This window comes from Olsenella uli (genome assembly GCF_016900775.1).
GTDB classification, from domain to species: Bacteria; Actinomycetota; Coriobacteriia; order Coriobacteriales; family Atopobiaceae; genus Thermophilibacter; species Thermophilibacter uli_A.
On the sequence record NZ_JACJKN010000003.1, the window covers coordinates 166,086 to 187,404 of the forward strand.

A 21,319-nucleotide genomic window follows, 5' to 3' on the forward strand; every position below is an offset into this window, starting at 1 on the left:
GTCTACGCTCGGCCCATCTGTTCAGAAAGCCTTCAGGCTGCCGAGAGAGGCGGGCCCGCCATGACGCGCGATGACCTCAAGATGAAGCTCCCGACCACCGGCGCGCAGGACGCGCAGGGCGCCCCCGACAGCGAGGAGGACGTCGAGGAGCGGCTCGCCCTCGAGAGCCTCCAGCGGCACCGCCGGGCGCGGCGGCGCAAGAAGATCATCGCGGCCGGCGTCGCGGGCGCGGTGGTACTGGCGGCAGGGATCGCCTGGGCCGCCCTGACCGCGGCGCCCGGCGAGCCCACGGAGGCCGCGCCGCTCCAGACGGTCCCGCTCGCACGCGGCGAGTTCTCCGAGTCCGTGCAGGCCACGGGCACCGCCCAGCCGCTCACCTCCGTGGTGGTGACGCCCAGGGCCGACGGCGTCATCGAGTCCGTGGACGTGGCGCTCGACGACGCGGTCGCGGAGGGCCAGGTCCTTCTCACCATCAAGAATGACGAGCTCGACCGGGCCGTCAAGCAGGCCGAGCTCGACCTCAGGACCAAGCGCGCCGAGAACGACGCCGTGCAGAAGGCCTACAACGAGCTCTACTACGCGGCGCGCGAGTCCGGCGAGTGGGACGCCGCCAACGCCAAGCTCATCGAGCTCGAGACCTCGCGCCTCAACCTGGAGATCGCACAGGACGCCTACGACGACGCCGTCGACACGGCGGCCGGGCGCACCGTCACGGCCCCGGCGGCGGGCTCCGTCGTGGCGCTCAACGCCGTCGCGGGTGCGGCCGTCGGCGCGGGCGGGACGACGGCCTCGGGCGCCGAGGGCGGCGGGACGGGCCCGCTCGTGCAGATCGCCGACCTCTCCCAGATGACGGTCAAGGTGCAGGTGAACGAGGTCGACATCTCGCGCATCGCCGTGGGCCAGGCCGCGCGCGTGACCTTCTCGGCGCTCCCGGGGGTCATGCTCGACGCGCAGGTGACGCGCATCTCCACCACGGCGGCGGCCGACCCCTACGGCGGCTACGGCGGCGTGGTCACCTATGACGTGGAGCTCCTCATCCCCGACCCCGCGCCCGAGCTCAAGCCCGGCATGACGGCGAGCGTGGAGATCCTCATGCAGAGCGTGCCCGACGCGCTCACCGTGCCCACCTCGGCGCTCATGACCGACGACGGCATCTCCTACTACGTCTACGTGATGAGCGACCCCGAGACCGAGGCCGTGGAGCGGCGCGACGTGAGCGTGCCAGCGCAGAGCGACACCACGGCCGTGATCGAAGGCGAGGTCGCCGAGGGGGACCTCGTGGTGCTCGACCCGTTCTCCGTGGACCCGGCCGCGGTGGCGGGCGGCGGCGCCCCCGCCGAGGGGCCCTCCGACGCCGAGGACGGTGCCGGCGGCGCTGACGCCGAGGCCGGCGCGGCCCCCGCCGACGACGCGCCGGCGGCCTAGCCATGTCCGCCGTCATCGACGTCCGCGGCCTCTGGCGCATCTACGAGACGGCCGCCGGCCACACCACCGCCCTGCGCGGCGTCTCGCTCCAGGTGGCGCGCGGCGAGTTTCTCGCCATCATGGGCCCGTCGGGCTCCGGCAAGTCTACGCTCATGAACATCCTCGGCTGCCTCGACCGCCCGACGGCCGGCTCCTATCGGCTCGAGGGCGTGGAGGTCTCCGAGCTCACCGAGGACGACCTCGCCCACGTGCGCTCCAGCAGGCTGGGCTTCGTCTTCCAGTCGTTCAACCTGCTGCCGCGCGCCACGGTGCTGCGCAACGTCATGCTGCCGCTCGTCTACTCCGACGCTCCCGCGCGCGACCGCGAGCTCGCCGCCTGGCGCGCCCTGCGCTCCGTCGGCCTGCCGGAGGAGCACTACCTCCACCGCTCCAACGAGCTCTCCGGCGGCCAGATGCAGCGCGTCGCCATCGCGCGGGCGCTCGTCAACGACCCGGCCATCATCCTCGCCGACGAGCCTACCGGCAACCTCGACACCGCCACCGGGGAGATGGTCATGCGCACCTTCCAGCGCATGCAGCGGCGCGGCAAGACCATCATCCTCATCACGCACGACCCGGAGGTCGCCGCCTGGGCCGACCGCACCGTGCACATCCGCGACGGCCGGCTCTTCTCTGACGAGGAGGAGCGCGCCTACCTTGCCGACCTCGCGCGGCGCGAGGGCGCGTCCGGAGAGAAGGACCCGGGCGAGAAGGACCCGGGCGAGAAGGACGGGCCCGCCGCCGGCCCCTCGCCAGCCGCGCCCGCCGCTCCGAAGAACCGCTCACGGCTCCTGGGGGTGCCCTGCCTATGAAGCTCCGCGACCTCGCCTACGAGACCTCGTCCGCCCTTCTCGCCAACCGGGCGCGCAGCCTCCTCACCATCCTGGGCATCGTCATCGGCATCGCGGCCGTCATCGCCATGACGGCGCTCATCGACGGCGTGAAGGCCCAGCTCGTGGGCCAGCTCGGCCTCAACATGTCCCGCACGGTGAGCATCACCTGCTGGCCGCCCGGCAACCAGCCCCTCGACCAGGACGACATCGAGGAGATCGGCCAGGCGCTCTCGAGCGACTACGAGTTCGTGACCGGCTTCACGCAGACGGGCGTCAACCAGGCCTCGAGCCAGACCGCCTCCCTCGAGTACCTGGGCGTGGTCGCCTGCGAGCCCGAGTACTTCTCGGCCATGGGCTACGAGGCCGCCCGGGGCCGGCTCTTCGACGCCGAGGAGGCCGAGGAGGGCGCCACGGTCGTCGTGCTCGGCGGGAGCTCGGTCAAGAACCTCTTTGGCTCGCCCGACGCGGACTGCGTGGGGCAGAGCGTGCGGATAGGCAGCAACCAGTACACCGTCATCGGGGTGGTCGACGAGGGCTTCTCCTACGACAACGACATCTGCTACCTGCCCGCCGAGACCGCCGTCACGCGCCTCATCGGGCAGGGCGGCTACAGCTCCTGGCAGATCCTCGGCTTTGCGCGCGAGGGGTCGGACATGTACGCCGTGGCGGCCAACACCGAGAGCTATCTCTACCAGCGCTACAACATCCCCTACCCCGAGGAGGGCCAGACGAGCTTCAGCAGCGACGAGGGCTACGTCTACGTGCAGACGGCCCAGGCGCTCATCGACCAGCTCGACGCCACGACGGCCACCTTCCGCATGCTGGCGCTCGCCGTGGCGAGCATCTCGCTTCTGGTGGGCGGCATCGGCATCATGAACATGATGCTCACCAACGTGACCGAGCGCATCCGAGAGATCGGCCTGCGCAAGGCGCTCGGCGCCCGCCGCGGCGACATCACGGGCCAGTTCCTGCTGGAGAGCGTGACCATCTGCATCGTGGGCGGCGCCATCGGCGTGGGCGTGGGCTACGGCGGCGCGTGGCTGCTCGCGAGCGTGGCCGGCTCGGCGCTGGGCTCGATGCTCGGCGCGGGCGGCGAGATAGCGCCCGTGATCTCCCCCGCGACCGTGGCCGCGGCAACCGGCATCTGCGTGGGGATCGGCGTCGTCTTTGGCTGGTACCCGGCCCGCCGCGGCGCCAGGATGGACCCCGTGGAGGCCCTGCGCTACCAGTAGGCAAACGCCGCGCCGCCGGAGCGGGCGGCGCGGCGGACAACGGCGCTACAGGCGCGCCGCCACCGTGGGGGCGAGCTCGGCCATGGGCACCTGCACCTGCTCGTGCGTGCCCATGTCGCGCAGCGTGGCCACGCCGGCCGCCACCTCGTCGCCCCCAAGCACCACGCAGAGGCGCGCATGCAGCTTGTCCGCCTGCTTGAACTGGGACTTGAGCGAGCGGCCCTGGTAGTCGGCCTCGGTGCGCACGCCGGCCGCGCGAAGGGCCAGGCACGCGTCGAAGGCCGCCGCACGCTCCGCCTCGCCACCGGTGCAGGCCACGTAGACGCACGCGGGCTCCGCGCCGCCCATCTCCACGCCCGCCGCCGCGAGCGCAAGGGCGATCCGCTCGAAGCCCACCGCAAAGCCGAGGCCCGGCGTGGGCTTGCCGCCCTCGAGCTCCACGAGGCCGTCGTAGCGCCCGCCGCCGCCGATGGCGCCCACGCCCGCGCCCACGGCCTCCACCTCGAAGACCGTACGGGTGTAGTAGTCCAGGCCGCGCACGAGCGTGGGGTCCTCCACATAGGCCACGCCGGCCGCGTCCAGGTAGCGCTTCACGGCCGCGTAGTGGGCGGCGCACTCCTCGCAGAGGTTGTCCGGCGCGAGCGGGGCATCCCTCATGACCTCGCGGCAGTGGTCGTTCTTGCAGTCGAAGGCACGCAGGGGGTTGATCTGTGCGCGCTCGAGGCAGTCCTCGCACATCTCGTCCGCGTGGTCCAGGATGAACGCGCGGACCTTGTCGCGATAGGCGGGGCGGCACGCGGCGTCGCCCATCGAGTTGATCACGAGGCGCAGGCCCTCGCGGGCAAAGCCCAGGCGCTCGAAGTACTCCATCAGCATGATGATGCACTCGGCGTCGGCCGCCGGGTCGCTCGCGCCCAGCCACTCGACGCCCACCTGGTGGAACTGGCGCAGGCGCCCCTTCTGCGGGCGCTCGCCGCGGAACATCGCCTCGGCGTACCAGAGCTTGGCCGGGGCCGCCCCCTGCGGCACGAGGTTGTTCTCCACCGCGGCGCGCACCACGCCGGCCGTGCCCTCGGGGCGCATGGCCATGCGCTGGCGCGGCTTGAGGTGGCTCTCCGAGCCGCGCTCCAGCAGGTCGCCGAAGAGCGCGCCCGAGACCACGCGGAACATCTCCTTGCGCACCACGTCCGTGGACTCGCCGATGCCGTGCACGAAGGTGTCCACCTGCTCGATGGCCGGCGTCTCGATCATGTCGAAGCCGTACGCGCCAAAGAGCTCGCGCGCCACGTCCTGCATGCGCTGCCAGGCGCGCATGTAGCCGCCGTAGAGGTCCTCGGTCCCCTGCACCTTCTGAGCCATCGTGCGATTCCCTTCTCGCGCCGGTTTTCCAATCGTCCAGTATACCCCCACGGGCGGCCCGTTCTTCTCGCACGCCCCGCCGAGGGCGTTGCAGAGGGCGGGGCTATGGCAATCTCCGCTCGCGGGGCGTTGCCTAAAAATGGGTTGTGGCAGCGCGCCAGAACAGCCATTTGGGCTTTTGTGGCGTCACGTTGCGAGAAGCGGGGTCGTGGCAGCCCCAGCCCTGCCACAACCCCATTTTCTGCAACGCCCCGTCGAGCCGGGCTGCCACGACCCCGAAAACCGCAGCGCCCAGCCCGTACGCGCCGCGAGAAGGACGTGCCGTCCGGCCCCGCTGCTACAATGTGGCCACGCCACCGCCCTGTAAGGAGGCGCCCATGGGACGCGCGCGCTCCGCTCTTCTCGCCCTGCTTGCCGCCTGCTGCCTTGCCTCCTGCGGCGTGCCCATAGACACCCCGGCCCCGAGCGAGGCGGAGGTGCTCGACTACGCCACGCTCCAGTGCCCCAACGAGGACTTCGAGGTCGTGTCCTCCGAGGAGGTGCGCGCGGTGCCCCAGAAGGTCGTGTACACGCTGCGCTCGACCGAGCGCGACCTCACCTTCACCGCCGCCGGCGAGATAACCGAGCCCGTGGGCGGCAAGTTTCCCTCCGGGCCCAAACCACGCGTGTCCTGCGACTACGCCTCCGCCGTGCTCGGGCTCTACTACGACGACGTCGTCAGGGAGCTGTCGGAGCGGGTCGCCGAGCAGGGCGAAGCGGGCATTATCTTCTCGCCCGACTGGCCCGGGCTCTACGTGCGCAACTACGCCCAGCTCGAGGAGGCGCTCGCGCTGCTCGAGGAGGTCGACGCCCTCTACGAGCCCGAGCTTGCGCACAACCCCGCCTCGTGGGTCCGCGAGAACGCCTCCACGAGCGTGGCCATCCGCTGGTTCGACGGCACCCTCTCGCCGGATGACGGCGAGCCCGCGGGCTGGAGGCAGCTGGGGGACGTCGCGCTCTACGGCGAGCTTGACGCCGAGGGGGACCTCGAGGAGCTCGCGGGCGCCTATGCCCAGCTCATCGTCGACGGCGTGGCGCCGGCCGACGCCACGCTGCCCGAGCGCCACCTGGAGGCGCGGCACCGCACCGCCATCGACCGCATCACGGTGCGCGGCGAGGAGGTCCCCTTTGGCCTGGGCGAGACCTCCTGGGGAGACGCCACCAACCCCTACCAGCGCGACCACATCTCGGAGGGCGGGGGCGTCGTCGCCCACTGGAGCGACGAGCGGAGCTGCTACCTCGTGCGCGTCAACATGGACGGCACAGACCCGCGCGACGGGGACGAGGGCGGCTCGTGGCTCGTCCAGCAGGTGGCCCGGCTCGCGGGAGGCAGCTACGAGGAGGATGCGACCGGCTTCTCGTGGGAGGTCGGCGACGTGCGCGGACACATGGAGTACCTCGGGGCGGAGGACGGCCGGAGGGTCGCGCGCCTGGAGCTCAACGGCCGCACCCGTATGATTAGCTGCGACTCCGAGGAGGCGGGCCTCTCCGACGCGGTGGCGATGCCCGCTGACGACTTCGCCGCCCTCTTCGGCCTTGCGGCCCACGTCGACGAGGCGGAGGGCGTCATCCGCCTGGAGAAGGCCTCGCGCCTCCGGGTACGTACACCTCCCGCCCGGATACGTACACGACTCCCAGGCTGAGGTCCGGGAGCGCGTGGCAAATCCGCAGGTAGAGACCGTGGGGCTAAAAAATCAAACCTGCAATTTGGTACGTACCCGGGGGGGACTGTACGTACCCGGAGGGGGTCATGCCGGGCCGCCGGGCGCGCGGGGCGGGCGCTGCATAGAAAAGTAGGGTCGTTGCAGCCGCCACGTCCTTCTCGGCGAGAAAAGCGGGCGACCCGGGTGCCCGCAGGGGCCTCTCGGCCGCAACGACCGCGATTCTCTATGCAGGAGCCAGACCCGGACGCGCAACGGCTGGCAAAGTCTAAGCGCCCCCGGCGCGGGCGCACGACGGCCGCACCAAGAGAAGGATTCATGCCCCCAGCGGGCCGGAAGAAAGACGGGCCGCCCCGCCGTGACGTGGCGGGACGGCCCGCGAAGGCCTGGTTCTTCTCGCCCGGCGCTAGCAGATCTTGACGACCCAGCCCTCGGGGCCGGCAATCTCGCCGTCCTGGATGCCGGTGAGGGTCTCGCGCAGCTTCTGCATGACGGGACCCACGTGCTCCATGCCGCCCTCGCCGAAGACGACCTCGGTCTCGCCGTTCACGACCTTGCCCACCGGGCTGATCACGGCCGCGGTGCCGCACATGCCGCACTCCACGAAGGCGCCCTCGGCCACCTCGGAGAACTTGACCGGGCGCTCCACCACGGTCATGCCGAGCATCTCCTGCGCCACCTGCACGAGGCTGCGGCGCGTGATGGACGGCAGGATGGAGTCCGTGGCGGACTGTGGCACCACGAGCGTGCCGTCCTTGTCTACGAAGAGGAAGTTGGCGCCGCCGGACTCCTCCACGTAGGTGTGGGTCTGCGGGTCGAGGTACATGTTGTCGGCGAAGCCCTGCTCGTGCGCCTGGACGCTCGGGTAGAGGCTCATGGCGTAGTTGAGGCCGGCCTTGATGGCGCCGGTGCCGTGCGGCGCGGCGCGGTCGTACTCGGGCACGCGCACCGCCACGGGCTTGACGCCGCCCGAGTAGTACGGGCCCACGGGCGTCACGAGGATGCGGAACTGGTACTCCGTGGCCGGCGCGACGCCGATGACCTCGCCGGTGGCCACCATGAAGGGCCGCACGTAGAGCGTGGCGCCGGAACCAAAGGGCGGCACCCAGGCCTCGTTGGCCTTGACGACCATCTTGACCGCCTCGACGAACTTGTCCTCCGGGAAGGGCGGCATCACGATGCGGCGCGCGGAGTCGGCCATGCGGGCGGCGTTGAGGTCCGGGCGGAAGCAGACGATGTCGCCCGTCTTGGTGGTGTAGGCCTTGAGGCCCTCGAAGACCTCCTGGCAGTAGTGGAAGATGCCCGCGCACTCGGAGAGCGTGAGGGTGTGGTCGGTGGTGAGGCCGCCCTCCTCCCAGGCGCCGTCGTGATAGTTGCAGACGTAGCTGTAGTCCGTGGGCTGGTAGGCAAAGCCGAGGCTGCCCCAGTCGATGTCCTTCTTCTTCACTGCCATGATTGCCCCCTCGTGCCGGGATTGTGTGCTGCGGAAACGATAAACCCATTTCTGGCGAGAAGAACGTGCGGTTGCGGAGGTTGTAACATTGCGCGGCGTGCGGACAGAGGGTCCCGCGGCATGCGCGGGGCCCGGCCCGGGAACACCCACAGTCTGCGGGGTGGCCGAAACGGGCATACTCGGCATCGGGCAGAGGGTGAGCGCCAGAAGGCACGGCAGCCGCAAGCGGCTGCAAGGTGAGCCTGTCCATAGGAGCCCTCCAATCTCCCCGCAAGGACTGGGAGGGCACCGCCCGCTCGATGGGTCGATTGTACGCGCTTCTCGACTGATTTACAAACATTTGTTCGTTCTTATCGTCCCGGACGGGGAGTACAATCGTGGCCGACACAAACGCTTACCTGGAGGCCCCATCATGCGCATGTTCCGCAACGACTACTCCGAGGGCGCCGCGCCCGAGGTCCTGGCCGCGCTCGTGGCGACCAACGACGAGCAGACCGTCGGCTACACCGAGGGCGACGCCCACTGCGAGCGCGCCCGCGAGCTCATCCGCGCCGCGTGCGGGCGCGAGGACGTGGAGGTGGAGTTCTGCATCGGCGGCACCTCGGCAAACGTCATCGGCGTGACGGGGCTCCTGCGCGACTGGGAGGGCGCCGTCTGCACGAGAGACGCCCACATCAACGTGCACGAGACCGGCGCCGTGGCCGCCTGCGGGCGCACCGTGCTGCCCACGGACGACGCGGACGGCTTCCTCACGCCCGAGGCCGCCGAGCGCGTCTGGCGCTTCCAGACCTCCACGGGCCGCCACATGACGCGTCCCGGCTGTGTCTACATCTCCAACACCACGGAGCTCGGCGGCGTGTGGGACCGCGAGCGCTTCGACGCGATCTGCGACTGGGCGGACGGCCACGGCCTGCCCGTGTTTCTCGACGGCGCACGGCTGGGGTCGGCCCTCACCTCCCCCGCCGCGGACGGCCTCACGCTGGAGCACATCGCGGCGCGCTGCGGGGCCTTCTACATCGGCGGCACCAAGAACGGCCTGCTCATGGGCGAGGCCATGGTCATCTCCGACCCGCGCCTGCGCGAGGCCTTCCCGTTCCTCCAGAAGGAGCGCGGAGGGCTCCTCGCCAAGGGGCGCCTGCTCGGCGTGCAGTTCGAGGCCGCCTTCTCGCCGGCGGCGGACGGCGGCGAGGCCCTCTACTGGCGCCTCGCGAGAAACGCCAACGCATGCGCCTTCCGCCTGCGCGAGGGGCTCGTGCGCCTGGGCTTTACGCCCTACGGCGAGGCTCCATCCAACCAGCAGTTCTTCGTGATGACGCCCGCGCAGCGCGACGCCTTCGAGGCCGCGTGCGGCTGCGAGACCTTCTACGAGCTCGCGGACGGCAACGTGGTCGCGCGCTTCGTCTGCTCCTGGGCCACGGGCGAGAAGGACGTGGACGAGCTCCTGGCACTTGCCGCCACCCTGTGACTTGGGGACGGGTTATTTTCCCCACATCACACAAACGAGTCGATGACCTCGTCGGCCGCGCTCACGTCCTGGACGATGTCGCAGCCGGTATAGGCGATGACGTAGCAGCCGGCAGCGCGGGCCGAGGCGATGCCCGTCGGCGAGTCCTCCACCGCCACGCACGCCGCCGGGTCCACGCCCAGAAGCTCCGCCGCGCGCAGGTACGGGTCGGGCGCCGGCTTGCGGCTCTCGACCATGTCCCCGCAGACGATGACGTCGAAGCGGCTCAGGACCCCCAGCCGCGCGAGTGCCGTGAGGATGCAGCGGGAGACCGTCATCGACACGAGCCCCACCTTGATACCGCGCTCGCGCAGGCCGTCCAGCAGCTCCACGGCGCCCGGCTCCATCACGAGCGGGGCCTCGGCGTAGGTGCGATAGCAGTCGTCCCGCAGGCGCTCGTAGTCGTCGATGGTGCCTGCCACGTGATGGCGCTCGAGGATGGGCGGGACCATCACGCGGTCCTCGCCGCCCGTGAGCACCTCGAGCTCCTCGCGCGAGACCTCCGCGCCCATCTGGCGCAGCACCCTCTGCACGAGGCGGATGTTCTCGACCTCGGTGTTGCAGAGCGTCCCGTCAAAGTCAAAGAGCACGGCGTCGGGGCAGTCGGGTCTGGGCATCTCTTCTCCCTGCGAATGGCGACGGTCCCCGCCAGTGTAGCAGACCCCCGCTGAGCTGCATGTCAAAGCATTTTGACGCGGAGGCGCGCCAGTTCCTCATCCTGTTTGCGCTGAACTACGTCTTCCTGCTGTTCACTTTCGTGACAAACTTTGGCTCAGGCTTTGATGACGCCTTCACGTCGCCGCTTTGGATGTATCTGCGCGCCTTCGTTGGAGGCGCATGGCTCGTCGTCCTGATTCCCTACCGCCGCTTCATCAGGGCCCACAGGCTCCGGTACTACCAGGACATAGGCCGCTACCTCGAGAAGAACCTCGTTCTCGGGGAGTCGCGCGCCGCGAGGGTCGCCCACGCCATCCTGAGGCACATCCAAATCTGGAACGGCATTCTCGTCGACCTTGCCGTTCTCACCGGACTCGCTGCGGGCGGCGTGCTCACGCCCCCGCTCGCCGTGCTTGTCATTGCCGGCGGCGCCGCGCTCTCGGCCATTGGCATCCACCTCGACAAGGAGCGCCAGCGCTGGGGCGGCCCCGTCAATCCGCCCCTCCCCCCGCAGCGCTAACACCCCGCAGCACGCCCTTCCTTTCGGTAAGAGAACCCGCCCAGAGACGACCGCCCCGCCGGTCCCTCTGACTTTCTAAGCGGAATCTTTCGCGAAGCGCAGTTCCGCGTGAAAGTCAGAGGGGCCGGCGGGGCGGCACCCGCGCGATGAGCGTTCTTCTCGCCTACGCGTCCTTCATGATGATGTCGCGCACGATGCCGGAGACGCGGTCGCACGCGTCAAGGCAGAGCTCCATGCGGTCGAAGATGCGCAGCCAGCTGACCGCGTACTTGCCGCTCGCGTCCTCCTCGTCAGAGAAGAGGCGGCGCAGCGCCTTCTGGTAAACGGTGTCGCCCTCGTCCTCGACGGTGCCAATCTCGATGGCCTTCTCCAGGACGATGCGGTCCTTCTTGTAGTCGGGCAGGTGGTTGATCATCTCCTGCATCTCGGTCACCGCGTGCACGGTGAGCTCGGAGATCTGCTTGGCCTCGAGGCGCAGGTCGGAGAGGTTGAAGAGGTCAAGGCGCACCGCCACGCCGTACATGGAGTCCACCACGTCGTCCATGGCCAGCGCGAGGCTCGAGATGTCCTCGCGGTCGATCGGGGTGATGAAGGAGGTGTAGAGCTTGGCCATGATGGCCTTCACGCGCTCGTCGCAGGTGGACTCGTAGACCTTCATCTGCGGGATGCTGCTCATGGACGCGGGGAACTCCGAGATGATGGCGTTGTACTCGTTCGCGGCCTCGTTGATGAGGGCGGCGAACTCCTTGAGCAGGGTGTAGAACTCGTCTTCCTTCTTGATGCGGGGCATGCTGACTCCTTTTCGAGCGGCGGGACGGTCGGGCGGCGCGGCGCGCCAGGTGCGGGACTAGAAGAGAACCAGGAAGAGCTTGGCGAGGATGAAGCCGATGACGCCGCAGCCGGGGAACGTGAAGACCCAGGTGAGGACCATCTCCTTGGCCACGCCCCAGTTGACGGACTTGGGGTCCTTGGCGGCGCCGGCGCCCATGATCGCGGCGGTCTTGGTGTGGGTGGTGGAGACGGGAAGGCCCGTGAGCGTGGCGATGAGCAGGCTCGCGGTGGCCGAGACGGAGGCGGCAAAGCCCTGGTACTTCTCAAGCCGCACCATCTCCATGCCGACCTTCTTGATGATCTTCTTGCCGCCCACCGCGGTGCCGATGGCCATGACCGCGGCGCAGAGCACCATGATCCAGAGCGGGAAGCCGCCCATCTCGCCCACCGTCATGTTGAGCGAGAGCGCGATGGCGAGCATGGCGGTGGACATGAACTTCTGGCCATCCTGCGCGCCGTGCATGAGGGCCACACCGGCCGCGCCGAGGACCTGCATGCGGCCGAAGAAGTTGTTGGCCGTACGGCGGTCGGCGTTGCGGCACGCGATGGGGATAATCTTGGAGATGGCCCAGCCGGCGAGAAAGCCGAGCACCGTGGAGAGCACGAGGCCGTAGACGACCTTGACCCACTCCCCCATGTTGACGCCGTCAAGGCCGCCGGAGACCGCGAGCGCGGCGCCCGTGAGGCCGGCGATGAGCGCGTGGCTCTCGGAGGTGGGGATGCCAAAGGCCCAGGCGCCAAGCCCCCAGGCCACGATGCCCACCGTCGCCGCGGCGAGCGCGATGAGCGCCGCATGGGAGTCGCCGCCAAAGTCCACCATGCCGGAGATCGTGTCCGCGACGGCCGTGGAGATGAACGACATGGCGACGAGGCCCACGAAGTTGCAGACGACGCTCATAAAAATCGCCGAATCCACGTCGATGGAACGAGTTCCGACGGGCTCGGCGATGGCGTTGGCTGCGTCTGTGGCACCGTTGACGAAGATGGTACCCATGACGAGGACCATGACGACGATCAGAAAGGGATTGCTCGACAGGACGCCGAGAAACTGCTCGAAGCTAATCAAGGGGGTGCTCGCTTCCTCACCGACCGCCGGAGCGGCCAATTGTCACAGCTTTGTTAACGCGTGATAAGGATAGCGTAAGGTCATCTGAAAAAACGCGAGAAGGACCCTTTGGACCCTCCGTTCGCCGTTGCTTACAGAGAGCTTACATTGCAGGACGATGCGGCGCATGGCGAGCATGCCCCCTCGCACGGAATCCCCTTCCTCTTGAGGCGAATCGTGCGCGGGGGCATGCTCGCTGGCATTCGCAGGCGAGAAGAACACGAAACAGCCCGGGGGCCGTAGCCTCCGGGCTGTGCGTCTACGCTGGAGCCAGCTACCAGACTCGAACTGGTGACCCCCGCTTTACGAGAGCGGTGCTCTACCAACTGAGCTAAGCTGGCGTGTCAGCAGATAAGTACTATACGAGAAGCGCGGGCGTGGCGCAAGCCCCGTTTTTCTCGCCCGTCCGCGCGGGCGGGGACCGAGTGGGACGGCCGCTTAGGATCTGCCGGTCGTTGCAGCTAGACGGGCCAGTCCGCTTAGCAAACGGGGGTCGTTGCGCGCCCGTGGCCGCACGCGGCCCCCGCCGGCCGCACTGGGCGACCGTTTTCCCGCGAGGAAGCCCCGAGCCGCGGGTTCTTCTTCTCGCCCCGAGGGCCGCAGGGCCGAGGCCGCGCGCCTCCCGTGTACGCACCAGGACGCAACGGGCCGCGATCCCTAACGCGGCGGGACGGCAACGGCGCAACGACCCCGGATTCCTAAGCGCGGGCAGCCCGGGCGGCGCCGTCTACGCCCCGCCCCCCTACAGCAGGCGCAGCACCCCGCGCACGAGGCGCTCGAAGTCCTCGGCGTGCGTTCCCGCGGCCGCGAGGACGCTCTCGTGGCTCACCGCGGGCGCGCCGGACTCGTTGGCCGCGAGGGTGAGGCCGAGCACGCTCATCCCGAGGGCGCGGGCCATGATGACCTCGCAGACGGTGGACATGCCCACGTAGGACACGCCGAGCGTGCGCAGGGCCTCCACCTCGGCCGGCGTCTCGAAGCAGGGGCCGAGCACGCCCGCGTAGACGCCCTCCTCCACGGCGATGCCAAGGTCGTCCGCCACGCCGCGCGCGATGGTGCGCAGGTAGGGGGAGTACGCCTCGTTCATGTCCACGAAGGGGCTCTCCACGTCGCGCAGGCCGTCCCACTCGGCCAGCGGGTTGCGCCCGGTGAGGTTGATCTGGTCCGTGAGGATGCCCAGGCCCACGTGCGCCTGGCCGGGCACGGCGCCCGTCGCGCAGGCAAAGACGATGTCGCGGCAGCCCAGGTGGTGCGCATGGCGCACGAGCGCGGTCACCTCCGCGGCGGAGTAGCCCTGGTAGAGGTGGATGCGGCCGGGGTAGACCACCACGGGCACGTCGTCGATCGTGCCCACCGTGGCCTCGAAGCGGTGCCCCGGCACGGGGCGCGCCGTGGCCGGGAAGCCGTCGATGTCCTGGTAGTCGATGCGGCGGACCGGGCGCACGAGCGTCCCCAGATGCCCCAGCCCGCTCCCCAGCACGATGGCGACGGGATGCTCGACGCTCGGCTTGCACGCACGAACGGTGTCCTCGGTGACCATGCAGACCCCCTCCCTCGCGAGCCTGTCGGCAAAGACGCCGCGGCCCGGAACAAGTCTTCCAGAGTAGGTTCCATCGTAGACCAGACCCACGCCGCATGAGGGGCTCTTTGCCTTGAGCACGGCGAGCGTGGCGCCAAAGCGGGCGACCGAGGCGGCGCAGGCCTCGGCCCCGCGGGCAAACGCCTCCGTCACGTCCTCGCCCGTGGCGAGAAGGACGCGCTCCCCCACCCGCTCGGCCGGGGGCCGCGGACACGGGAGGCCCGCCGCGCGCTCGGGGCAGACGCAGCAGGCCTCGGTCTTTGACGCAAGTTCCATGACCTCGCCCGCGGGCTTGGCGCCCCCGTCGTAGCGGACGGGCTCGCCGAGCAGGCAGGCGCTCACGCAGACGCGCACGCGCGCCCCGCTAGGAGGCCACGAGCGAGCCCACCTGGACGGTGGCGTTGGAGAGGAGGTTCCTCGTGTAGGCCATCCACTCCTCGCTCACCTGCGAGGCCACCTCGGAGTAGTTGTTCGACGCCACCTGATAGGCGGCCTCGGCCGCGGCGTAGGTGGCGGAGTCGTTGGTGATCTCGTAGCTCGAGAGCGTGGCGTAGAAGTCACCGTCCTGGCGCGCCCAGGTGCCCGTCTCGGAGTCCCACTCGTCGCCGAGAAGCCCGATGACGTAGCTCGCGTAGTCGGCCGTCGGGGTGTCCTCGGCGCCCTCCTCGGGCTCGGCCGGGGCCGTCGGCACGTCGGGCAGCGGCGTGGAGACCACCGAGTCGCGCAGCTTGGACATCGTCGCGGAGTCGGCGATGGTCGCCTTGGCGGCCTCCTCGTCGATGCCGTAGTTGCTTGCGATGGTGGCGTAGTCGCTCGTGCCGAACATCTGCTCGGCGAAGGCGGCGACCTCGTCGTCCGAGACGCTGATCCCCTGGGCGGCCGCGTCGGCCAAGACCACCGCGCTCTGGGCGTAGGACACGACGTCGTTGGCCGTGGGGACGTTGTAGGTGCCGTCCTCGTTGGCGGCGGCGTCGACGCTCGAGCTCTGCTCGATGACCTCGCGCGCGGTGATGTTGGTCGTCTGGCCGTTGTAGGTGTAGGTCGCGATGGTGCTGTCGAGCTCCTGGGCGGAGAGCGTCGTCTTGCCCTGGAGCGCCACGCCGGCCGGCGCGCCCGAGCCGGCGCCGCCGAGCAGGAAGTGGCCGCAGAGCACGCCCACCACGAGCGCCACCACGCAGATGGCCACCCACGCCGGCGTGGCGAGCCCCCTGCCCTTCCCGCCTGCGGTCGAGAGCGGCGAGCCCTTCTCGCCCGCGGTGCTGTTCTTGTCTGCCATGGGTCTCCCCTCACGTCGGCCGCGCCCGGGGCGCGGCCATCACGGTCAATCCGTCTGATTCTACTCCCGGGCGGCCGCGCTCCTCGCGGCCCCCACAAGCTATGAGAGAGCCTGAATGATCTCTGCCGAGAAGGACTTGATGTAGCCCGCGCCGCTCTCGGAGTCGAACTTCACGCGCGCGGCGAGCGCGGCCCTCGTGGCGTCGGAGGCGTTGCCCTGCGCAAGGCCGAGCAGGGCGGCGAGCATGTCGCGGTACTCGGCGTCGCCGTGGTAGCACTGGATGGCCTCGTCGATGAGGGGCCAGACCTCGTCGGAGCGCTCGGGCGAGCTCGCGCCGAGGCGACACAGGAAGACGAAGGCCGCAAGGCGCACCGTGGCCGAGCTGTCGTCGAACAGCGACGCCTCGGCGCCCTCGAAGGCGCCCGTCACGCTGTCGGGGTTCTTGTCGGCGATGGCCGAGAGGGCGTCGAGCACCTCCCAGCGCGTCTGCGCCTCGGGGCGGAAGAGCGCGTCGATGAGGGCGTCAACGTGCGGGAGGAGCGCCTCGGGGCGGCTGCGCGCCACGAGCGCGAGCGTGTGCGCGACCTCCTGGCGGCGGCGCCTGCTCGCGCCGGAGAGCTCCTCGACGAGACCGGAGACCTCGGTTGCGGTGTCTGCCATGTTCCTAACTCCCTTGCTTGTAAAGCCGAACCTACTCGCTGAACCCGTCGACCACTGCCGTGCCGCTCTTGGGGTCCTGGTGGATGTCTATGAACCCGAGCTTGGACGCCTCGCGCAGGAGGGCCGTGAACGAGCGGTAGCCGTACGACGACTCCGAGAACTGCGGGCGCTTGCGCTTCATGGTGTCCTTGAGGCGCGAGGCGAGGATGAACGAGTCGCTCTCGCGCTGCAGGGCGTCGATGGTCTCAAAGAGCAGCTGGTAGCACTTCTCGCGCTCCTTGGGGACCTTGCCCTGGAAGTCGGGGATGCCCGGGCCGCGGGTGATGTCCTCGTAGAAGATGAACTCGTCGCAGACCTCGGCCAGAAGGGTGCTCGTGGCCTCCTTCATGCCCACGCCGATGACCGTCTTGCCAAACTCCTTGAGCTTGGAGACGAGCGGCGAGAAGTCCGAGTCCCCGGAGAGGATGGCGAAGGTGTCAATGTGGTCCTTGGTGAGGCAGATCTCCATCGCGTCCACCGCGAGGCGGATGTCGGCGGAGTTCTTGCCGGTGTAGGCGCGGTCGGGGATCTCTATGAGCTCGATGCCGAGCTCGTGGAGGGGCGTGATGGCGTCGGTGAAGCGCTGCCAGTCGCAGTAGGCGCGCTTGGCCGTGATGCGCCCCTTGTCGACGAGGCGCTCGAGGATGAGCTTGACGTCGGGCAGGGGCCCCGGCTCCTGGTGGCCGTTGCGCTTGCGCCGGCCGGTGCCGAGAGCGAGGTTCTCGTAGTCTATGAGCACCGCGATGGAGCTCTGCGGGGTGTCAGTCGAGTTCAAGGCCGATGGTTCTCCTTATGTGAGTTGGGGACAGTCCCCAACCTGCAGACATGTTTGATATTACTCGTGGTGGTGGCAGTGGCACTCGTGGCCGTCGCCGTGGTCGTGGTGGCCGCCGCAGCACTCGTGGCCGTCGCCGTGGTCGTGGCCGCAGGAGCACTCGTGGCCCTCGTCATCCTCGCCCTGGTCGAGGAGCGACCAGTCGAGCCCGGCCGCCTTGCAGGTCTCCTCCTCCTGGTAGAGCAGCGTGAGCGCCTGCGTGCCCATGCGCGAGCCGCCGATCTGGCAGAGCATGTCGAGCAGGGTGAAGGCGGTCTCGGCGCCGGGCAGCGTGATGTCCAGGTCCTCCGAGCGGCGCAGCGCCAGCGCCACGTCCTTGCGCAGGTGCTCGACGAGGAAGCCCGGCCTGTAGTCGCCCGCGAGGGACTTGGGCGCGAGCGTCCTGGAGGCGCCGGAGCCGCCGGTACCGTTGGCGAGCACCTCGAGCATGAGCGCGGGGTCGATCCCGGACTGCTGGGCGAGCGCGAGCGCGTCGGCGTAGCCCACCATGCACGAGACGAGGCTCACCTGGCTGCAGAGCTTGGCCGTCTGGCCGCCGCCCGGCTGGTCGAAGTGGAAGCGACGAGACGAGAAGGACTCGAGCACGGGCAGCACCGGCGCCGCCTGCTCCTCCGTGGCGCCCACGATCAGCGTGAGGGTGCCGTCGATCGCGCCCTGCTCGCCGCCCGTGACGGGGCAGTCGAAGGCGTGCTTGTCCTCGACCTCGGCCGCGTCGTGGATGTCACGGGCGAGCTCGGGAGAGCTCGTGGTGAGGTCGATGAGCCAGGCGCCCTTCTTGGCCGTGCGGATGAGCCCGTCGGTGGCGAGGTAGACGTCCTCGACGTCCGTGGGGTAGCCGAGCATCGTGAAGACGACGTCGGCGTCTGCCGCGGCCTCGGCGGGGCTGTCCGCCCAGTGCGCGCCGCGGGCGAGAAGGGCCTCGGCCTTCTCGCGCGTGCGGTTGTGGACGGTGACGTCGTAGCCGGCGTCCATGATGTGGCCGGCGATGGGCGCGCCCATGATGCCGGTCCCGATGAAGGCGATCTTCCTGATCTGCAAGGGGGTTCCTTTCTTCATGCGCCAGGGTCGGGCTGACAGGGGTGACCGGGTCGCTTGTCAGGTTTTGCCAAGTCAGAAAGCCTGACAAACGACCCGGTCACCCCTGTCAGCCCGAGGCCTGCCTACTGCCCGCGGACCTTGCGGGCGATGCGGTCGGTGAACGAGAGGGACTCGCGGCGGTCCTTGCCCCAGAAGAGCAGGGCCACCATGCCGGGCCCCACGTGCGCGCCGATGACCGGGCCGACGGAGCTGTAGATGATGGGCACGTCGGCGCAGCCGGGCTCCTTGCGCACCTGGTCGGCGAGCCAGCGGGCGTCCTTCTCGGCGTCCGCCGAGACGATGGCCATGGGCAGGCTCTCGTCCCCGCCCTCGGCGCCGAGGTAGTTGGCCTTGAAGTCCGCGAGGATGGCGCGCAGGGCCTTCTTGCGGCCGCGGCACATGCCGCGCAGCGTGAGGGCGCCGTTGGTGTCATAGGAGAGCTCGGGCTTGATGTCGAGCTTGCCGCCCACCGTGGCGGCCGCCGGCGGGATGCGCCCGCCGCGGGCAAGGGCGTCGAAGGAGTCGAGCGTGAAGTAGCCGTGGACGTAGTAGCGCGCCTCCTCGGCCCAGGCCACGAGCTCGGACGCCGTGAGGCCGTTGGCGATCTGGCGCACGGCCTCGATGGCGAGGAGCTCGGCGGCGGCCGACGGGCAGACATTGTCGACCACGTGGATCTGGAACCCGGGGTGCGCCTCGCGGACCATGTCCGCCGCCTGGCGCGCGGCGTCCACGCTCGAGGAGAGGCCGCGGGTGAAGGCCAGGTAGACCGTCGGCGTGCCCTCGGCGGCGGCGCGCTCGAAGACCTCGAGGTAGTGGCCCGGCGTGACGGCCGAGGTGGTGACGTGCTCGCCGGAGCGCATGCGCTCGTAGAAGTCGTGAGCGCTCATGGTCTCCCAGAGGTCGTCGGCATGCTCGCCGTCCGACATCACGTAGGGAAACGGGATGACCTCCACGCCGAGGGCGCGCGCCACCTCGGGCGCGAAGTCGGCGCAGGAGTCAACGATGAGGTTGACGTTCCCGCGCGCGTGATACGCGCGGCCCAGGCGCGCGGCCTCCCGCGACGCCTGGGCGTTGGTGTCGACCTCGTTCTCGGCGGCCGTGGCCGCCGCGGACTCAGTGCTACTGCTCATTCTCTTCCTCAATCTTGGGCTTGATGATTCCGTACCCGCCATTCTTTCGATGATAGATGACGTTGACAAGCCCGGTGGTGGCATTGGTGAACACATAGAAATCGTGGCCGATGAGGTCGGTCTGGACGAGCGCCTCCTCCTCGGTCATGGGCAGGAGGTCGACGTACTTCTCGCGGACGAGCTGGTCGTCCTCGGTCTCGTCCTCGGAGGGCTCGATGAGGGCGGCGAGGTCCTCCTGGGTGACGGTCCCCGTCTTGGCGGCGGCGACGCGCTGGCGCCGGTCGATGACGCGCGTCTTGTACTTGCGGAGCTGGCGGGTGACCTTGTCGGCCGCCTCGTCGATGGCGGCGTACATGTCGTCGGAGCTGGCGACCACGCGGACCACGTTGTCGCGAACGAAGACGGTGACCTCGCAGGTCTTCCGCTCGGGGTTGGAGGGGTTCTTGTCAACGCGAAGGACGACATCGCAGGTCATGGGCTTGATGTCAAACACCTTGAGGGCGTTGCCGACCTTCTCCTCCACCTGAGCGCGCAGGGAGTCGGAGACACCTACCTTGCGACCAGAGATCTTGATGTCAACCATGCTTGCCTCCTTACGATTGCCTTGGACGGGGCGGGTGGGCGCCGCGTCCTTACGACTCCTATACCCAAAAGCGCCGCGCGCGTTGCGCCGGGCGCCCCGGGCGTCGGCGGGCGCGCGGGGACGGGCCGATCAGGCGACGCCGGGGATGCGCAGGGCCTCGGTGAGGGCCGGGAAGGCGCCGATCCAGCGGGCCTTGGCGATGTCGGCCACGCCGTTGCCCTGGATGGCGTCGAGCGCGGCCTGCACGGACGCCTGCAGCTCCGACGAGGCGGTCGAGGAGACGCCCACGCCCACGGCGACGGGCGCGTCGAGCGTGCCGGCGAAGGAGCCGGCGTCGTAGGTGCACGAGAGGTACGCGCCCGCGTAGGCGTCGCAGACGACGTAGTCGACAGACCCCGAGGCGAGCGCCTCGAAGGCCTCGTTGAGGTTGGAGAAGGTCTGCTCCACGGCGCCGAGGCCGAGCGAGGCGAGCGTGGACTGCGAGACGGAGCCCGACTGGACGCCCACCGTCTTGCCGGAGAGGTCGGCGGCCGAGATGGGAGCGGTCGCGACGTCCGCGGCGCTGAAGACGCCGAGCGCGGACTGCGCGTAGCTGCCGAGCACGGTCACGTCCGTCGCGCTTCCCGCCTCGACGCCCATGACGACGTCGCAGTTGGAGGCGAGCGCGGTCGAGGCGTTCTGCACCGAGACGACCTCCACGTTGGCCATGCCGAGCTCGTCGGCGAGGGCGTAGGCGGTGTCGACGTCGATCCCCGCAAGCGAGCCGTCCGTCGCCGTGAGGGCGAGCGGCGCCGACTCCGCGGACTCGATGCCCACCGTGAGGGTGCCGGGGGTCTTGAGGTCGGCGTCCACGAGGGCGGGCATCAGGTCCGAGCGGCGCTGCTCGCGCGCCTCCGCCACGGACGTCTCGTCGAGAAGCCCGTCGACGGCGCCGCCTATCGCCTGGCCCACGCCCGAGAGCGCCTCCCCGGCCGCCCCGAGGGCGCCCGTCACCTCGGCGGGGACGCCCGAGCACCCGGCGAGAAGGGCGAGCGCGAGCGCCGCGCCCACGGCGGAGACGATGGTGTTCGTATGGATGCGCTTCATGGCCTGCCCTCTTGTCCCTCTCTGTACGGTCTCGGTCGTCTCACCCCAGCTGACCTGGTCTTTGACCCCACACCCGCGCACTGGAAACGTCGCTTGCGGCGCCGCGGCGCCTCCACTGTTGCCCCTCTCGCCCGCGAGGCCGGATGCCTCATGCGTATGACGGGCGGTGCGACTTACCTCTAGGACGAGCCATGATCGCCCGGGCGCGCACGACCGGGCTTACGTGGATCCCTTTGCCCTCGTCTGGCATGGACTTGGGTGGGCGGCGGCGCCGTGGCGCCCGCCCCGAGGGGCCCGCCCGCCCGCAACCACAGACCTGGGTTGAGACTCTGCCAGTATACCCGCCGCTCACGGGCCGCGCGAGCCTCTTTGGGCGGACGGCGCCCTCCCCCGGCG

The 21,319-nt window shown here is 69.7% G+C and carries 19 protein-coding genes and 1 tRNA gene; 6 read left to right on the top strand and 14 right to left on the bottom strand.

Features of this window, described 5'->3' with window-relative positions; genetic code table 11:
- Nucleotides 1-60 precede the first annotated feature (60 nt).
- Genes H6A23_RS03405 through H6A23_RS03415 form a run of 3 tightly spaced genes read left to right on the top strand, consistent with a single transcriptional unit; the run spans nucleotide 61 to nucleotide 3,529 of the window.
- Complete coding sequence (locus tag H6A23_RS03405; protein WP_204830792.1) at nucleotides 61-1,425, top strand: efflux RND transporter periplasmic adaptor subunit; 1,365 nt, start codon at nucleotides 61-63, stop codon at nucleotides 1,423-1,425.
- A gap of 2 nt (nucleotides 1,426-1,427) precedes the next feature.
- Entirely contained in the window at nucleotides 1,428-2,276 is an 849-nt protein-coding gene (locus H6A23_RS03410) for an ABC transporter ATP-binding protein (RefSeq protein WP_204830793.1), read from the top strand.
- On the top strand, nucleotides 2,273-3,529 hold the full coding sequence (locus H6A23_RS03415) for an ABC transporter permease (RefSeq protein ID WP_204830794.1): 1,257 nt from the start codon (nucleotides 2,273-2,275) through the stop codon (nucleotides 3,527-3,529). The genes H6A23_RS03410 and H6A23_RS03415 overlap by 4 nt, the downstream gene beginning before the upstream one ends.
- Nucleotides 3,530-3,574: 45 nt before the next feature.
- Here H6A23_RS03415 and hisS read toward each other — a convergent pair whose 3' ends face one another.
- Nucleotides 3,575-4,888, bottom strand: a complete 1,314-nt coding sequence (gene hisS / locus H6A23_RS03420; protein ID WP_204830795.1) for a histidine--tRNA ligase — start codon at nucleotides 4,886-4,888, stop codon at nucleotides 3,575-3,577.
- Nucleotides 4,889-5,265: 377 nt separating this feature from the next.
- On the opposite strand from hisS, the gene H6A23_RS03425 reads away from it, so the two are divergent.
- The gene (locus H6A23_RS03425; RefSeq protein ID WP_204830796.1) at nucleotides 5,266-6,570 is read left to right on the top strand and encodes a hypothetical protein; all 1,305 of its coding nucleotides are present in this window, start codon (nucleotides 5,266-5,268) and stop codon (nucleotides 6,568-6,570) included.
- A gap of 424 nt (nucleotides 6,571-6,994) precedes the next feature.
- On the opposite strand, the gene H6A23_RS03430 is transcribed toward H6A23_RS03425, so the two are convergent.
- The gene (locus tag H6A23_RS03430) at nucleotides 6,995-8,041 is read right to left on the bottom strand and encodes a branched-chain amino acid aminotransferase (protein ID WP_204830797.1); all 1,047 of its coding nucleotides are present in this window, start codon (nucleotides 8,039-8,041) and stop codon (nucleotides 6,995-6,997) included.
- 412 nt (nucleotides 8,042-8,453) lie between these two features.
- Here H6A23_RS03430 and H6A23_RS03435 point away from each other — a divergent pair, with 412 nt between their 5' ends.
- Entirely contained in the window at nucleotides 8,454-9,506 is a 1,053-nt protein-coding gene (locus H6A23_RS03435; RefSeq protein WP_204830798.1) for a threonine aldolase family protein, read from the top strand.
- Between the two features lie 26 nt (nucleotides 9,507-9,532).
- Here the strand turns inward: H6A23_RS03435 and H6A23_RS03440 are convergent, their stop codons facing one another.
- Nucleotides 9,533-10,162, bottom strand: a complete 630-nt coding sequence (locus tag H6A23_RS03440) for an HAD family hydrolase (RefSeq protein WP_204830799.1) — start codon at nucleotides 10,160-10,162, stop codon at nucleotides 9,533-9,535.
- Nucleotides 10,163-10,221: 59 nt separating this feature from the next.
- Here H6A23_RS03440 and H6A23_RS03445 point away from each other — a divergent pair, with 59 nt between their 5' ends.
- Nucleotides 10,222-10,722, top strand: coding sequence for a hypothetical protein (locus H6A23_RS03445; protein WP_204830800.1), 501 nt, complete (start codon nucleotides 10,222-10,224; stop codon nucleotides 10,720-10,722).
- A gap of 163 nt (nucleotides 10,723-10,885) precedes the next feature.
- Here H6A23_RS03445 and H6A23_RS03450 read toward each other — a convergent pair whose 3' ends face one another.
- The 11 genes from H6A23_RS03450 to H6A23_RS03500 form a co-directional block, all read right to left on the bottom strand.
- Nucleotides 10,886-11,512, bottom strand: coding sequence for a DUF47 domain-containing protein (locus tag H6A23_RS03450; RefSeq protein WP_204830801.1), 627 nt, complete (start codon nucleotides 11,510-11,512; stop codon nucleotides 10,886-10,888).
- Nucleotides 11,513-11,569: 57 nt separating this feature from the next.
- Nucleotides 11,570-12,619, bottom strand: coding sequence for an inorganic phosphate transporter (locus H6A23_RS03455; protein WP_204830802.1), 1,050 nt, complete (start codon nucleotides 12,617-12,619; stop codon nucleotides 11,570-11,572).
- 304 nt (nucleotides 12,620-12,923) lie between these two features.
- Nucleotides 12,924-12,999, bottom strand: a tRNA-Thr gene (locus H6A23_RS03460).
- 401 nt (nucleotides 13,000-13,400) lie between these two features.
- Nucleotides 13,401-14,591, bottom strand: coding sequence for a purine-nucleoside phosphorylase (locus H6A23_RS03465; protein WP_204830803.1), 1,191 nt, complete (start codon nucleotides 14,589-14,591; stop codon nucleotides 13,401-13,403).
- Nucleotides 14,592-14,601: 10 nt separating this feature from the next.
- Nucleotides 14,602-15,513, bottom strand: coding sequence for a hypothetical protein (locus tag H6A23_RS03470; protein ID WP_204830804.1), 912 nt, complete (start codon nucleotides 15,511-15,513; stop codon nucleotides 14,602-14,604).
- Nucleotides 15,514-15,612: 99 nt separating this feature from the next.
- On the bottom strand, nucleotides 15,613-16,173 hold the full coding sequence (locus tag H6A23_RS03475) for a hypothetical protein (RefSeq protein WP_204830805.1): 561 nt from the start codon (nucleotides 16,171-16,173) through the stop codon (nucleotides 15,613-15,615).
- A 31-nt stretch (nucleotides 16,174-16,204) separates the two neighbouring features.
- Entirely contained in the window at nucleotides 16,205-16,987 is a 783-nt protein-coding gene (locus H6A23_RS03480; protein ID WP_204830806.1) for an NYN domain-containing protein, read from the bottom strand.
- A gap of 60 nt (nucleotides 16,988-17,047) precedes the next feature.
- The gene (locus H6A23_RS03485; RefSeq protein WP_204830807.1) at nucleotides 17,048-18,103 is read right to left on the bottom strand and encodes an NAD(P)-dependent oxidoreductase; all 1,056 of its coding nucleotides are present in this window, start codon (nucleotides 18,101-18,103) and stop codon (nucleotides 17,048-17,050) included.
- 104 nt (nucleotides 18,104-18,207) lie between these two features.
- Nucleotides 18,208-19,254 carry a DegV family protein gene (locus H6A23_RS03490; protein ID WP_204830808.1) on the bottom strand — a complete coding sequence of 349 codons (1,047 nt, stop codon included), beginning with the start codon at nucleotides 19,252-19,254 and terminating at the stop codon, nucleotides 18,208-18,210.
- Nucleotides 19,244-19,837, bottom strand: a complete 594-nt coding sequence (gene hpf, locus H6A23_RS03495) for a ribosome hibernation-promoting factor, HPF/YfiA family (protein WP_204830810.1) — start codon at nucleotides 19,835-19,837, stop codon at nucleotides 19,244-19,246. The genes H6A23_RS03490 and hpf overlap by 11 nt, the downstream gene beginning before the upstream one ends.
- 129 nt (nucleotides 19,838-19,966) lie before the next feature.
- Complete coding sequence (locus H6A23_RS03500) at nucleotides 19,967-20,923, bottom strand: substrate-binding periplasmic protein (protein ID WP_204830812.1); 957 nt, start codon at nucleotides 20,921-20,923, stop codon at nucleotides 19,967-19,969.
- Nucleotides 20,924-21,319: the final 396 nt, after the last annotated feature.

Coding starts and splice junctions, on each gene's coding strand:
- hpf (WP_204830810.1), bottom strand. CDS start 19,837: ATGGTTGACATCAAGATCTCTGGTCGCAAGGTAGGTGTCTCCGACTCC.
- hisS (WP_204830795.1), bottom strand. CDS start 4,888: ATGGCTCAGAAGGTGCAGGGGACCGAGGACCTCTACGGCGGCTACATG.
- H6A23_RS03435 (WP_204830798.1), top strand. CDS start 8,454: ATGCGCATGTTCCGCAACGACTACTCCGAGGGCGCCGCGCCCGAGGTC.
- H6A23_RS03445 (WP_204830800.1), top strand. CDS start 10,222: ATGTCAAAGCATTTTGACGCGGAGGCGCGCCAGTTCCTCATCCTGTTT.
- H6A23_RS03475 (WP_204830805.1), bottom strand. CDS start 16,173: ATGGCAGACACCGCAACCGAGGTCTCCGGTCTCGTCGAGGAGCTCTCC.
- H6A23_RS03485 (WP_204830807.1), bottom strand. CDS start 18,103: ATGAAGAAAGGAACCCCCTTGCAGATCAGGAAGATCGCCTTCATCGGG.
- H6A23_RS03500 (WP_204830812.1), bottom strand. CDS start 20,923: ATGAAGCGCATCCATACGAACACCATCGTCTCCGCCGTGGGCGCGGCG.
- H6A23_RS03430 (WP_204830797.1), bottom strand. CDS start 8,041: ATGGCAGTGAAGAAGAAGGACATCGACTGGGGCAGCCTCGGCTTTGCC.
- H6A23_RS03440 (WP_204830799.1), bottom strand. CDS start 10,162: ATGCCCAGACCCGACTGCCCCGACGCCGTGCTCTTTGACTTTGACGGG.
- H6A23_RS03410 (WP_204830793.1), top strand. CDS start 1,428: ATGTCCGCCGTCATCGACGTCCGCGGCCTCTGGCGCATCTACGAGACG.
- H6A23_RS03425 (WP_204830796.1), top strand. CDS start 5,266: ATGGGACGCGCGCGCTCCGCTCTTCTCGCCCTGCTTGCCGCCTGCTGC.
- H6A23_RS03405 (WP_204830792.1), top strand. CDS start 61: ATGACGCGCGATGACCTCAAGATGAAGCTCCCGACCACCGGCGCGCAG.
- H6A23_RS03450 (WP_204830801.1), bottom strand. CDS start 11,512: ATGCCCCGCATCAAGAAGGAAGACGAGTTCTACACCCTGCTCAAGGAG.
- H6A23_RS03415 (WP_204830794.1), top strand. CDS start 2,273: ATGAAGCTCCGCGACCTCGCCTACGAGACCTCGTCCGCCCTTCTCGCC.
- H6A23_RS03490 (WP_204830808.1), bottom strand. CDS start 19,254: ATGAGCAGTAGCACTGAGTCCGCGGCGGCCACGGCCGCCGAGAACGAG.
- H6A23_RS03470 (WP_204830804.1), bottom strand. CDS start 15,513: ATGGCAGACAAGAACAGCACCGCGGGCGAGAAGGGCTCGCCGCTCTCG.